Here is a 12,447-nt window from a genome sequence, read left to right as displayed (position 1 = left end):
TATCGGACGAAAATCAACAGTTCTCCTGCTCCCATTTATTTAAAAAGGCCAGCTGATCCTTGTCATGAAACCAATGCTCTCCGTTTTCCATAACTGTCAATCCGCAGTGGAAATGCTCAACGAATCCATCCACTATATAACGTTCCGTCAGATTGTCTTTACTTCCATAGAGCACTTTGGTATCGCTGTCCCATACTGGAACGGGGTTCTGTTTTGCATAGAGATAATATTCCCATGACAAAGTCTGCCCAAAGTTTGTCGGTATGATCTTTTTCGCTTCCAATTCGTCCTTTGTTACTCCGGCCCATTGCATCATGTTTTCAATAAGATGAACCATATCAAGAATCGGGGAAACGAACAGACTCTTTTCGATATGTTTGTCCTGAAAGGCAAGCATACTAAACCAGGCCCCGATACTGGTTGCCCTGAGGGCCATGCGCTTCCAGCGAGAATTCATATAGTCCGCTGTTTTCTGCAGCTCCGGCACTATCATCCAGGGATAGAAGCGACCAGTCTCATTTTTTCGTTCCCCATGCTCCGGCAGGTCGATGCTCAGAACCTGCCAGCCGCTTTCCGATACAATCCCGGCAAAGCTTTCAGCCTCTTCCTTGTTGCCGTTCTGCCCATGGACGAACAGATAGGCCTTATCAGATTTTTCACCATAAATGATTGACGGAATGCCGGCAATCAGAATTCGTTCCTGCTTCATCTTCTAAATCACTACCTTTTATATTCTACCTGTTCGGACGATAATAATGCCCAGTGAAGCTTGAGGGCTTTGGCGAATACTCTATTTCTGAGAATCAAGAATAAACAGAGATGCATCGCACCCCATGAATATTTTGCTTCCAGTATAAAAAGTTTTCGAGTGAATCTCCCTGTAGCCTATTTTTGTCATCCTTTCAGTTAACTCTATTTGATCAAATCCGTTATGAACCATATCCGAAACTATTTCTTTATTTTTATCAAAATCCACGATTAACAAATGTCCGCTTTCTTTTAGGACCTCGTATAATCTTGATAAAACCAATTCAATATCATGAATATGGAGTAAAACCTGAGCCATAAAAATATAATCAGCACGTAAACCCGGAAGACGATCTTTTTCAAAGTCAAAGCATAATGCAGCTGCGTTCTGCACATCAGAACCAGCAATTTTTTGTTTTATCTGACCGATCATGTTTTGCGATGCATCCAGAAACAGGATCGACTTAAAATCATCCAGCAAATTCATACCGACAAGACCGGTTCCACACCCAAAATCAATCGCATCTTTACTTTTGGCATCAACTAAACATGCTCGAATGGCTTCTGATGATGCCTTTGCAATTTGGGCTCTTTCAGGAGTATCATATCTATCAGCGATCATTTCAAACTTATCCGTATTGCCCATATTTCCTCTCCAATCCCGCTTATATTCGTTCCAGCAAGCAAACGGTCTCTGTATCTGTATGCTCATCTGCTAATCATCACTTTTTTCAATAACAATATACGCTTGGCCTGTGATTACGCTTTCACCTAAAGCACATGCCGATATATGCTTAACTTTCCATCCTTCTTCCAAATACTTGTTTACCATATCCAACCCATCATCTTCTTTTGCACCTATCATTTTTCCATTACTTCGAACCCATATAACTTTTTCCATTTTAAGTTCTCCTTTTTACATAATTATGACACGTCTGGTATCTCCTTGGCGGAAGCCTATATTTCGGATAAAGTCGCCTGGATAGGCCTTTTTTAGTCGATCAGGCACCTACTTTTGCATTACAATTCAAGTTAATAGTAAAAATATTATCAGCAAATTAGGTTAGCGTGATACAAGGTGCTTGGTGTATGGTTCTAACAAAAACATAAGCTGCTCAGTAATTTCCTGAACATTGCAGGGCATAGAATTATTGATCCACCATTCCAATACGCCAATAAACCCGGACGTCAAAAAATGAGTGGTTACATCATTTGAAAATGCGTGGTTTTCTGACTTTATACCGATAACCTCGGTAACTGTTTGCGCAATAACGGCATATAAGCGGCCGCGGAAAAATCCAAATCCCTCATTGCTAAGAAGCAATTTGTATATTGTAAAATTTTTCTCCAAATATTCAAACATTCTTTGAATTGCACTTGCGTCTAGCCTGGTATCAGCACTATTGGCACAGTGATTTAATAGCAGCTCAACGTATGTTTCAATGCACTTGTCAAGCAAATCGAATTTATCCGCGTAATGCAGATAAACAGTCCCTCGGTTTATGTTTGCGCGTTCGGCAATGTCATTGATGGTTATTTTCTCAAATCCTTTTTCAGCCAAAAGGTCGATGAAGGTACTCATAATCAACTGCCTTGTTTTTTGTATTCTTCTATCCAAAAAGTTTTCCTCCCGATATTCAACAAATTAGCACAATGTGTTGAGTTCTCAACAGTTGAAACAATTGTAACTATTGAAGTCTTATCCACAAATCAGTATGCTAAGAATATCAAACACTCGTTGAGAAGTCAACACATGATTATTATGGAGGAATCTTTAATGAAAATACTATTTTTTGGTCGAGGTGTTATAGGAACGCAGTACGCCTGGGCGTTTGAAAATGCGGGACATACCGTTGAGTTTTATGTTCGTGAAGGCAGAAAGGCACAATATGGCTCACATGTAAACTTAGAAATATGGGATGCAAGGCGAAGCAAGAAAGACCGGCTGGTCAAAGAAAAATGGCCTATTGTAACACATGAAGAAATAAGCAAAAATCACGACTATGACCTCATCTTTATGAGCGTCAACCCCGAGCAGGTATCAAGTGCGGTAAAATACCTTGCGCCGCGAGTTGGAAATGCGACTGTTCTTTTTTTCAATAACTTTTGGCAAGACCCTCAATCGGCTGTTCAGCCGATTCCGCTCAGCCAAATTGTTTATGGCTTCCCAGGCGCCGGGGGCGGGTTTGAAGGAAACACGCTTTACGGCGGGCTTTACAGGACGGTTCAGTTTGGAACATTTGAACCCGAGCCTACCAAAAGGGATCTAGAGGTTCGTAGGCTTTTTGTTGGGGCAGGCTTCAAGATAATGGTTCAAAAGGATGTAAAAAGTTGGCTCTGGAATCACTTCGCGTTCAACGCTGCAATGGAAGTCGAAGTATTAAAAAGCGGCAGTTTTGAAAAAGTAATTTCCTCACGCGAAGCGCTTGACGGATTAGGGCGGAACTTAAAAGAAATGATCCCTGTTTTGAAAGCAAAGGGCTCAAAACTTGATTTTTTGACAAAAGTGTTGAGCGGACTGCCGCCGAAAGTCGTTGGTTTTCTCATGAGCCACGTTGTTTTTTCTCCGAAAAGCATGCCCTATGCGCTTGTGGCGCATAACCACTTTAAAGTTGGCTATGCTGTGCAGGAAATTATTACAGATGCCAGAAAGTACGGAATAAAGGCGCCACGGCTTTACGATGTAGAAAGCTTCATTACGGAACAATGACGAAAGGACCTCCTATCGTAGAATAGTAACTATGCCAGGAGGTCCTATTAAACTCCTTTATTTTCAACGCTTGACATACGTTCAAGCAAGCAGCAACATTCTGTATGGCCCGAGTTGCCATTATTGATGTCTGCGTTCTTGGGAACAGGTCAACCGTTTTTTAGAGTTTTTGCGGTATGTGGGAACATATCAACGGTTTTGCGGTTCTTGGGAACATATCCACTACCTACATTAGCATAGTTAAACTGGATGTTCTTTTCAGCATAAGCACATTCAAAACACCTCGCTATTTCTTCGGCTTGAATTTTGCGCTATACTCCTTAGCATCTTCGTCATCTGTCAACCATCCGTATTTTTGTAGAAATTCCAACTTACGCTCATCAGTATCGTAGTGCTCTTCTGTTCTTTTCCCAGGCACCCTTTCATTTTCTTTCCCGTTAAAAAAACGACTTGATTCACCCTCCCTATAAGAAACCGGCTCTCCGTCTTTTATATACTTACCGCAATAAACGTCCTTATATCCGCTGTAGGTTTTTTCGTCACCAACCATACCGTCTAATAATCCACTTGCCAACTTTGCAAGCAATCCTTTTTCTTCATTAGTTTTCCCCATGACAATCCTCCATTACATGAATTTCAATATGCTCTGAATCATAAGCACCTAGCGGATACTCTCTTATCCAACCCTCAACTTGGAGTACCTTACCGCATTTTTCGCAATTATAACTGCCCTCAGAATTAAAGCTGTACACAATATCCGCTCCCATATCATCATCAAATCTACTATCGTTTGATGTTTCATCCCAGAGGTAGTCCTCCAAATCAACTTTCTGCTCTGCGCTACAATGAGGGCATTTAACTGTGCGCATAAGTGTGACGGGGCGATAGCCATACATGTCATCAACATCCATAAATGTCTCGCCTGCCTGCTCTCTCTTCTGTATTTCGTACCAGAAATAGTTTGTCGACATAGAGTCATACTCCACATCATTTTCTAACAGCTCTTCAGAAAGAAGTAACGAACCACGCTTTCTTTTCATTTCCTCCTCTATTATAAGCCTGCGTTCGGTGATTGCTTCTAGGAGCGTCAACTCACCATCCTGTACCTTCTTGATATCTCCACAAGTTAACCCAGACTTTGTGAGGACGATCAGCTTTTTAAGTGTCGCAACATCCCTCTCCGTATATTCAGCGTTCTTACTATCATTGATTGCTATTTCAGGGACAAATACTCCATGCTTCTTGAAATATTTAATTCTGTCCCTGTTGATTCCTAGTTTTTTTGTAACTTCTTTGGCCTGCATTATTTGCGCCACCACCTTTCAAGAAGTATGATACACTACAGGGACAATGTCCCCGTCAAGTGTGTTTTTGCAAAATAATAATAAATTATTTCCTAAAGGCCCTTTATCTCATAAAATTCTGATTTATTACTCTGTTTATTATTTTTCATTGCCACAGTAGTATATTTTACTCAGTCTTTTCAAATGTTCCTACTGTGTGTCACACTAATGGTAAATGGGATCACATTACACTAATCTTTACAAATAATAATGGTTCCTTCCATGGCATAATAATTCAATGTTACCTGAGGGTAATCTTTTACAAAATTAAAAATGTACCTATGGTATTCATCAATACCACATGGATGAACTTCAAAAATTCTATAGAATTCATTTGTCTCTAATCCGTTTTTAAGTTCTGCATACCCCACTATGCCATCTTCTTCGCTACCTTTTTTCCTAATAAAAATCTTTTTAATTCTAAAATCAAAGCTATATATCTCATCATTTGGTTTCACTAACAACGGCAATACCTTTATTTTATTAGGTAGCTCACTTATATCATTTTGTACATCAATAAAGAATGATATATATTCAACAGCTTTGGATTGAGCATTCTCTTTCATAACTTGTTTAAAACTGATGTTTTGGATTCTTTGACTATTATTAAGACAGTTTGGCAATTGATCTTTAACCTCTGTAAGAATCTCTTCTGCCTTTTGTTGTACATAATCATTTACTTCTTTAACCTTATTCAAAGCATTTACCTGTGGATAGGATATCCCATCATATATGAATTCTTTAATTAAAAATTCATCATTTGAACCTATGATAAAGCTAGTCTTTACCGTAACAAGAATTGTCTTAATATGCTTAATATAGTTGTCAAATGCTTGTAAATATAAAAAAGTTTGATTAACTTTATTTGCATCCAGCAATGTTTTTAGATTGGCAAATGATGAAATTGCATCTAGCTTACTGTTTACCTTTCTTATTAGCTGTCTGTCCATTATCTCGAAGGACTCATCACCAAACAAAGCAGCATTAATAATTTGAAACATAATATCCACGCTCATTCTTGCATAGTGAAAGAACTCTACTATACTGATATACAGCCCATAACCAGAAGGCACTCGGCTTTGACGAATTTGAATATGAATGTGCAACCCAGCGTTTGAACTATCTGCACCGATAGGCGTGCTGCGTGAGATTCTGGTAAAGTTCACTTCATCATTTGAGATATATAAGTCTAGTTCTTTTTCACTTGTATCCGATTGGCGGCAAAGGGTAACCAAATGACAATCATAAGCCGTCGGATAAAGCAATCCGCCCTGTCCGCCTATAACCACACTACCAATGGGCAATAATGTGTGCAAAGGTCCTCGGACACTATTAATACCGCCCGCGCCGGTAGCATTACCGCTCAACACATATCTCAAATAGCTTGCTCTGGTGAATGCGTTGATAGTAGCTGTTGCAGTAGAGGTAAGGGCTAATGGTGTAGTAGCATTTTCTGTTCTTTCCAATATGAATAGACTCTCACCAGACGGAATAGTAACATCACCAATGGAGAAAATCTGACTCGTCCAATAGGCTGTACAAGTCGGGTTTGATGATGTTCCTGACCCATAAGCAATGTTTGCTACATCTTGGATACCCCTTATAGCTTCGGCAAGTTTCTTGACGGTGTTGCGAAGGGTGCCCTGGATTAACACTTGCACATTGTTTGCGGCAGGGCTACCCAAAGCCGTAACAAAGGTATATGTTACCGTGCCGATTACTACGTTGTTGCCATTCGTGATGCCATTAAATGTGATGGCCGCTCTTCGGCTTATCATATCCGGTGCTGTGGCAGTTTCTATTGGATGCGAATGGTTCAGGAGAACCCCAGTCCGCATATACAGATTGTCGCGCGTATCTTCGACCAAGTCGTGTGTAGTGTTTAACAGATTATAAGTAAGATTTAGCAGATTATTTATCTCATCAATATCCAGTTCAGCTAAGGCAGAAAGCACCTGATTGAGCCATTCCTGTGCTGGCGGCTCGGGTGGTTCAGCTATACCGTCTGCAAGGGCCTCCTCGACGATGGTCAGTATCCGAACGCTTTTTCCAACCACATCGCCATAAGTAACTCTTATCTCCAGCTGACCGACACCGACCAGCAGTGTATCCGTTGCGCTGGGCGACCATGTAAGGACTCCATCTGCATAGGTAGTGATCACAGGGTATGCAATACCATCGGGTCTTTTGTATATAGCATTTAGGGCAGCTCCGGGGTAGGTGCCATCCAACAAACTGGAAACGTCAAACTCAAGGTGGCGAAAGTAGTGTTCCCCGCGTCTACCGATGAACACTGTTGCTGCTTTAGTTAAATCAATCATATTCCATCACCTGACTTAGGGGGCTCATCATCACGCCCATGTAGCTGTTTTAGAACCTCCTTGAGTTTTTCAGGTATTGGTAGCCCAATATGTCCTGCATTCTCTAGAATAGACACACCTTCATTGCTCAAGTAGAAGAAAATTACTGCTGTCCGAAGGACACCACCATTGTCCCCAGCACTACCCAGTATCTGCGTATCAAGGATATGCGCTACACCCACCAATGTAAAAATAAGCACCTTTTTGAAGATGCCTATCGCGCCGATTTCACTGGACAGCTTTTTATCTACAATGGCACAGAGCACTCCGGTCACATAATCTATGGCGACAAATGCTATGAGCGCATAAAGGAACCCGTCCATCCCACCGAGAAACCACCCGAGAAAAGCACCGACAGCCACAAAAGCTAGTTGTATCCAATTCCAAATCTCTTTCATTTGAAATACCTCCGTTTCATGAATTTGTGTATAGAAAAACGCTCCCGCATATTACGAGAGCGCTATTGGTTGTATTGTGTCTAAAGCTCCAAGATCAGGTCTTGAATCTGTTGCATCACATCCGCTTTTGGTCGCCCAGTTCCAATGGGCAACCAGGTTATGGGCGGGATATCAAAAGTAGACGAGGAATCAAAGCTGTTCACTATTGTAATAACCGACTCGATGGCTTTTCTAAGCTCTGTGATGTGGAAAGGCCAGTTTTTGATGGTGCTCTTTCCAGCAAGAATCTCCTCACTCCAAGTCACCTGAGACAGATTGTAATAGCTACGTACTGTATTTACAGCAGTTCGGAGCATCTGGATATGAATTGCCTTTACATGTGTTTCGTTCGCAGTGATCGTCTCAAATGGCGGTGGCAATACAGTAAAAGTGCGTACAACCTCCGGACTTGACGACTCTATATCACTATCAATGCAGCGGACGGTCACAGTATGGTTCCCTGCGGCCAGCGCTGCCGATTGATACACCGTTTTTACACCATTGCCCAGATAGCCGCTTACGGAAAACATCTCAGGGTTATCTACGCTGTTAATCCAAATACCCGCGTCGATTTTTACTTCTACAATCTGCGTCTGACCGTCCGGCTCAATACCCGTTGTTATCATGAAACGCGGGGTGGTATTGTAACTGGAGCTGCCAGATACGGGACATATGATTGCTGGGGCAGTCGGTGGACTGTTTTTCTTTACTGTGCCGCTGACTACATAGGCAGAAACTGCATCCAATGTATCGGTTACGCTGATACGGTAGCGGGTATACATTCCAGCTATCTGAGAAGCGTTCGCTATATATGTCCCAGAGGTTGCACTTGTAACGACGATTGTCAGAGCCTCATATGCCGACCAGTTAATCCCGTCCGTTGAAGTTGAACGCTGAATGACATACTGTTTGATAGCACTGGTTCCGGGTATCGTTCCGCTCCATGTAAGAGTTACGGTGCTGGATTCATAAATGGCAGGAGCGGCGGTAAAGGAAGTCGGTGGCGTAGGCAGTGTATTTCTGCGTACTGTGTTGCTGGAAACAGTCCAATCTGAGTAGAAACTCTCACCAGCTGCGCCACGTGTTCTTACCCTGAATCGGCGATAATTCCCGCGTGTAGTCGGTGGACTGACGATTACACTGCCGCTTGTCGCTGAAGTAAACACCGTAGCCAGTGCTGTCCATGCTCCCCATGTGCTGTTATCTGTCGAATCACTATATTGTATCTCATAGGATGTGATGGCATTTCCCGCACCACCGGCTGCTCCGCTCCATGAAAGGGTTACGTTTCCTTCGGTCAACGTTGCATTTACTGAGCAAGCGGTCGGCGCTACGCAGGCAGTAATATCGCAGTAGATGCTGTTACTGACAACCTCTGAAGAATACACATCAAGAGTATCTATCGTCCAAATGCCGAATTGAGTATAGGTTCCTGGAATTCTTGATACATTTGGGTTGTAACTACCGCCGCTTGCCGAGAGTGTCAGAGTGGTAAGAACGTTCCATGAACTCCAGGTACTGTTATCCGTAGATGTTCTGCTGGCAATCTGGTATCCCTTGATGGCACTGGTTCCACCGGAAGCTCCGCTCCATGTCAGCGTAATGGTTTCGTCGCTATAGTTTGAGGGTGAAGCGACTGCAGTGGTTGCCGGACTTGGTACCGTATTTCTACGGACGGAATTCGTCGAAACCTTCCAGCCCGAATAATAGCTTGCTCCTGCAGTACCACGTGTTCGTACCTGAAACCTACGATAATTACCTCGCGTCGAAGGCGGTTCAACAGAAGCGCTGCCGCTAGTGGCAGTTGTGGTTACCGTGGTCAGAGCTGTCCATGCTCCCCATGTGACATTGTCGGCGGAATCACTGTATTGTATCTCATAGGAAGATATTGAGTTATTTATACCGCCCGATGCACCACTCCATGACAGAGTAACGTTGCCTTCCGAGAGGGTTGCATTTAACGAGCAGGAAGTTGGAGCACTGCAAGCGGTTGTACGGCTTGCCCAGTTAATAGTCAGTACAATCTGGCTTAAGTTGTCCCTTGCACCAAAGCCCATGTAGTTTAAGGTGCTGGAGCCTGCATCCATGAATAGGCAGTTGCTGGCACCACTACCGATGGAATCTATGAGCGCGGTAGAAATGGCGATATCTTTTGCGCCTTGTCCAGCTGAAACGGTGTAGTTATACCCAGAGGTAACCTTCGTGGGCCTGCTCCCGGACACACTGGTGCTGGAACCGGGTGCTGGCATGCCAGAAGCATTACCTGCATACAGCGTCATGGTTCTGGCGGAGCCCCAGTCACCCGCAGCTATTCTGACAAGGTGAATGCTGGCCGATGTTGGATAATAGTTTGCGTAAGTATTCCGGATGCTGGCAAGGTCAAACAGCATAGCGCCCACGTTCTCATAATTGTTAGCATCAGGATAAACCCCTTGCCGAACATAATCTGTTACACCTGCGATCCAGCTACCATTACGCCATGTACACGCATTAGTTGCCTGATAAGTTGCCATAGAAATTCACCTCACTCATATACCGCCGAAACCAGCGAATTCACCAACCCACAAAGGTCGGTATTCAGACGGGTGTCAGTAATGTTATTTGCGACTATTGATGTAGCAGCTGTAGGTATAAGCACATCTGCAATACCAAGTTCATAGATGTCGCTGGTTCTTGTTAGAGCAGGTGCCACTGGCGTTGCAGCGGGAGTACCAGTAACAACGGCAAGTTGAATGCTACGGCTGATCTGACTTAAACGGACTACAATCCGGTCAATGCGGGGATTGCTTCCGTTTGCAGTTGTCAGTGGTATATTTAAGACATCTGTATTCTCATAACGGTATCCGTTAATCCATGCGCTTCCTGCAGCCACATTCACAGCCAAGCCAATTGCTGGCGACACCTGTAGATTTGTTGCTGCCATATAAAAAACACCGTTGGAGACGAGGCTTCCGAAATATGCCGCAAAGTCCGTTGCATCGTAGACTCTGTCTCCATCCGATGAGTTGAAAAATCCGCTTTTCTCCATACACTATTTTCCTCCTTATTAAACAGTTTTCGTATACTCTATAACCACATAACCTGTATATGTTGTCCGGTCATTGCCGGGTTCGACAACGACATTGGTTGTATCCATATACAGACCGATTTGCGAGGCGAAGTTGTTGTAACGAGCAAGTGGCAGCGGTAAGAATACGGTTCCGTTTGTCGCAAAGCCTGTTAAACTTACAACAGTGCTGAGGTTTGATATGCCATGAGCTACGCTTTTCGGTGTCGTATTAGTAAGTGACCCAAGATTCACGTGCTTTCGATAAATCGTCTTACCATCAATCCATAAACGCCCTGTGTTTTGTTCTGTCGTAGAGTAGTCAGTAAACGCAGATGAAATTTTAGAAGCGGTAATTGTACGATCTGCGATCTTTACGCCAGTGACTGCGCCGTTTGCAAGCCTAGTCGTAGTTATTGGTTCATTATTGATGTTGAGCCAGTTCGCCTGCCCAGATAGGTTATTAAATACAAAAACAGAAATCACATAAAACGTCATAGTGTCCCTACTGATAAAGAAACCCATTGCGCGCTGATAGCCATAGCCCGTGTTATCTCCATTATGCTTTGTTAAAAAGACGTGTCCATTTTCACTTGGCTGGTCGCTGAACTTGTTACCACTGTACGAGGTGAAGTATAAGGTATCTCCCGGTACCATGTTGTACAAGGCATACTGACCGACCGATATGGTACCCGCACCTACAAAAATTTCGAGTGCAGGAAGTTTCCCAAACAAGTTGTTGAAGGTATCCGCGACGTCATCACCCTGAATTTTCGGGTCCACCTGCGTCAAGTCACCCAGTGTTCCTTCCACGACGCTTAGGGCTTCGGCAACTTCTGATATGCCGGTAGGGGCCAATAGTGCTGTTTTAACCTCGCTCATATCGGATCGGACTTTCTGCGCTATAGTTAGCTCAGCCTTTCCAAACACTACGCTGATACTCTGCCCATCCGCGTCATATGTTTCTTCGATCTCGGTGATTCGCGTAGTCATGGATACGCCCCATGCCTTAGAGATTACTTTGACGGTCTGCCCAAGGTCGAAGTCTATCTTGTAGGTCAAGTTGCCATGTGGATTGACCGATGTGTCAAACGTATATCGTATTGCCTGCTCATTCAGCTTACTCTGACCTCGAAAAGTCAGAGTATTGACGTAATCTGTTCCAAAGTCCTCAGCCCGTAGGTCTTTGGCATCCACGAAGATTTCGCGGCGAGTCTCCCCAGAACCGCTTGTGATGGCGACAAATGTACGGTCTGCGCCTTCACCCTCGCCACCGATGAGTGCAGTATTAGCGTAATCCGCTACACTCTCTGTATATATCTGTTCAGTCAGATTCTCGTACTCCTTTGAGAATACCGCCAGGGAGTTAGCTCCGCTATAAAGCGTCACTGTAAAAATACCTGTGGCAGGAGTGAACACAGTCTTAATGCCAATATCCGAAGCGACGCAAAGTTCGTATGGAATTTGAACATCCTCTGGTACAGGTTCTGCTTCCGTGAGTGGAGTGTCGTATTCTTCTGTAATAGCTTTGAAGTCGTGCAATCCCTGCAGGTCAGCAACCAGTCCGGGATTGTCATCTCCTCTGAGTATCCCGTTCTTGTCAATATGGTAGCCGCCTACCTCGTATGCGAAGGTTGGTGCACCGAGGTAATTTGTCGGAGCATTTAGTTCCTGGCTGATTGCGCCTACCAGTGATTTTCGTTTTGCGCCTGTTACATTATAATTAATCTGCATTTTTTATACCGCCTTTCTTTTTCGGTACTACATATATCACTCTGAACGCTGTAAATAGCAAGTTGTTTCG

General features: G+C 43.6%; 12 protein-coding genes. 1 reads left to right on the top strand and 11 read right to left on the bottom strand.

The genetic code is table 11. The features are described from left to right. Positions 1–13: 13 nt before the first annotated feature. The 4 genes from ACRQU7_RS03050 to ACRQU7_RS03035 all read right to left on the bottom strand — a co-directional run bounded on the left by ACRQU7_RS03050 (position 14) and on the right by ACRQU7_RS03035 (position 2,365). Positions 14–709 (bottom strand): alpha/beta hydrolase, encoded by a 696-nt coding sequence (locus ACRQU7_RS03050; protein ID WP_444643593.1) that lies wholly within the window; start codon positions 707–709, stop codon positions 14–16. Positions 710–790: 81 nt separating this feature from the next. Further along, on the bottom strand, positions 791–1,393 hold the full coding sequence (locus ACRQU7_RS03045) for a class I SAM-dependent methyltransferase (RefSeq protein WP_444643591.1): 603 nt from the start codon (positions 1,391–1,393) through the stop codon (positions 791–793). Positions 1,394–1,462: 69 nt separating this feature from the next. Beyond that, positions 1,463–1,648, bottom strand: a complete 186-nt coding sequence (locus tag ACRQU7_RS03040) for a hypothetical protein (RefSeq protein WP_038322440.1) — start codon at positions 1,646–1,648, stop codon at positions 1,463–1,465. Positions 1,649–1,810: 162 nt separating this feature from the next. Beyond that, positions 1,811–2,365: a TetR/AcrR family transcriptional regulator gene (locus ACRQU7_RS03035; RefSeq protein WP_444643589.1), complete on the bottom strand. Its 555-nt coding sequence runs from the start codon at positions 2,363–2,365 to the stop codon at positions 1,811–1,813. Between the two features lie 159 nt (positions 2,366–2,524). Here ACRQU7_RS03035 and ACRQU7_RS03030 point away from each other — a divergent pair, with 159 nt between their 5' ends. Next, on the top strand, positions 2,525–3,457 hold the full coding sequence (locus ACRQU7_RS03030) for a ketopantoate reductase family protein (protein ID WP_444643587.1): 933 nt from the start codon (positions 2,525–2,527) through the stop codon (positions 3,455–3,457). A gap of 286 nt (positions 3,458–3,743) precedes the next feature. Here the strand turns inward: ACRQU7_RS03030 and ACRQU7_RS03025 are convergent, their stop codons facing one another. From ACRQU7_RS03025 to ACRQU7_RS02995, 7 genes are all read right to left on the bottom strand, one after another. Continuing rightward, positions 3,744–4,070, bottom strand: coding sequence for a hypothetical protein (locus ACRQU7_RS03025; protein WP_339060199.1), 327 nt, complete (start codon positions 4,068–4,070; stop codon positions 3,744–3,746). Next, on the bottom strand, positions 4,057–4,761 hold the full coding sequence (locus ACRQU7_RS03020) for a helix-turn-helix domain-containing protein (RefSeq protein WP_444643584.1): 705 nt from the start codon (positions 4,759–4,761) through the stop codon (positions 4,057–4,059). The genes ACRQU7_RS03025 and ACRQU7_RS03020 overlap by 14 nt, the downstream gene beginning before the upstream one ends. Before the next feature lie 230 nt (positions 4,762–4,991). Continuing rightward, positions 4,992–7,121: a hypothetical protein gene (locus ACRQU7_RS03015; RefSeq protein WP_444643582.1), complete on the bottom strand. Its 2,130-nt coding sequence runs from the start codon at positions 7,119–7,121 to the stop codon at positions 4,992–4,994. Continuing rightward, positions 7,118–7,558, bottom strand: a complete 441-nt coding sequence (locus ACRQU7_RS03010) for a phage holin family protein (protein WP_444643580.1) — start codon at positions 7,556–7,558, stop codon at positions 7,118–7,120. The genes ACRQU7_RS03015 and ACRQU7_RS03010 overlap by 4 nt, the downstream gene beginning before the upstream one ends. 80 nt (positions 7,559–7,638) lie before the next feature. Beyond that, on the bottom strand, positions 7,639–10,110 hold the full coding sequence (locus ACRQU7_RS03005) for a hypothetical protein (protein ID WP_444643578.1): 2,472 nt from the start codon (positions 10,108–10,110) through the stop codon (positions 7,639–7,641). An 11-nt stretch (positions 10,111–10,121) separates the two neighbouring features. Further along, a complete protein-coding gene (locus ACRQU7_RS03000; RefSeq protein WP_444643576.1) occupies positions 10,122–10,625 on the bottom strand; it encodes a hypothetical protein in 504 nt (167 codons plus the stop codon). 18 nt (positions 10,626–10,643) lie between these two features. Then, positions 10,644–12,377 (bottom strand): siphovirus ReqiPepy6 Gp37-like family protein, encoded by a 1,734-nt coding sequence (locus ACRQU7_RS02995; RefSeq protein WP_444643574.1) that lies wholly within the window; start codon positions 12,375–12,377, stop codon positions 10,644–10,646. Positions 12,378–12,447: the final 70 nt, after the last annotated feature.

The sequence above is a fragment of the Caproiciproducens puteiluti genome (assembly GCF_052442865.1).
In the GTDB taxonomy this organism is placed as follows: Bacteria; Bacillota; Clostridia; order Oscillospirales; family Acutalibacteraceae; genus Caproiciproducens.
This window is presented reverse-complemented; position numbering and strand designations above follow the sequence as displayed.

What these genes read in the sequence shown, in the direction of transcription:
- ACRQU7_RS03050 (WP_444643593.1), bottom strand. Translation starts at nt 709, where the DNA reads ATGAAGCAGGAACGAATTCTGATTGCCGGCATTCCGTCAATCATTTAT.
- ACRQU7_RS03045 (WP_444643591.1), bottom strand. Translation starts at nt 1,393, where the DNA reads ATGGGCAATACGGATAAGTTTGAAATGATCGCTGATAGATATGATACT.
- ACRQU7_RS03040 (WP_038322440.1), bottom strand. Translation starts at nt 1,648, where the DNA reads ATGGAAAAAGTTATATGGGTTCGAAGTAATGGAAAAATGATAGGTGCA.
- ACRQU7_RS03030 (WP_444643587.1), top strand. Translation starts at nt 2,525, where the DNA reads ATGAAAATACTATTTTTTGGTCGAGGTGTTATAGGAACGCAGTACGCC.
- ACRQU7_RS03025 (WP_339060199.1), bottom strand. Translation starts at nt 4,070, where the DNA reads ATGGGGAAAACTAATGAAGAAAAAGGATTGCTTGCAAAGTTGGCAAGT.
- ACRQU7_RS03020 (WP_444643584.1), bottom strand. Translation starts at nt 4,761, where the DNA reads ATGCAGGCCAAAGAAGTTACAAAAAAACTAGGAATCAACAGGGACAGA.
- ACRQU7_RS03015 (WP_444643582.1), bottom strand. Translation starts at nt 7,121, where the DNA reads ATGATTGATTTAACTAAAGCAGCAACAGTGTTCATCGGTAGACGCGGG.
- ACRQU7_RS03010 (WP_444643580.1), bottom strand. Translation starts at nt 7,558, where the DNA reads ATGAAAGAGATTTGGAATTGGATACAACTAGCTTTTGTGGCTGTCGGT.
- ACRQU7_RS03005 (WP_444643578.1), bottom strand. Translation starts at nt 10,110, where the DNA reads ATGGCAACTTATCAGGCAACTAATGCGTGTACATGGCGTAATGGTAGC.
- ACRQU7_RS03000 (WP_444643576.1), bottom strand. Translation starts at nt 10,625, where the DNA reads ATGGAGAAAAGCGGATTTTTCAACTCATCGGATGGAGACAGAGTCTAC.
- ACRQU7_RS02995 (WP_444643574.1), bottom strand. Translation starts at nt 12,377, where the DNA reads ATGCAGATTAATTATAATGTAACAGGCGCAAAACGAAAATCACTGGTA.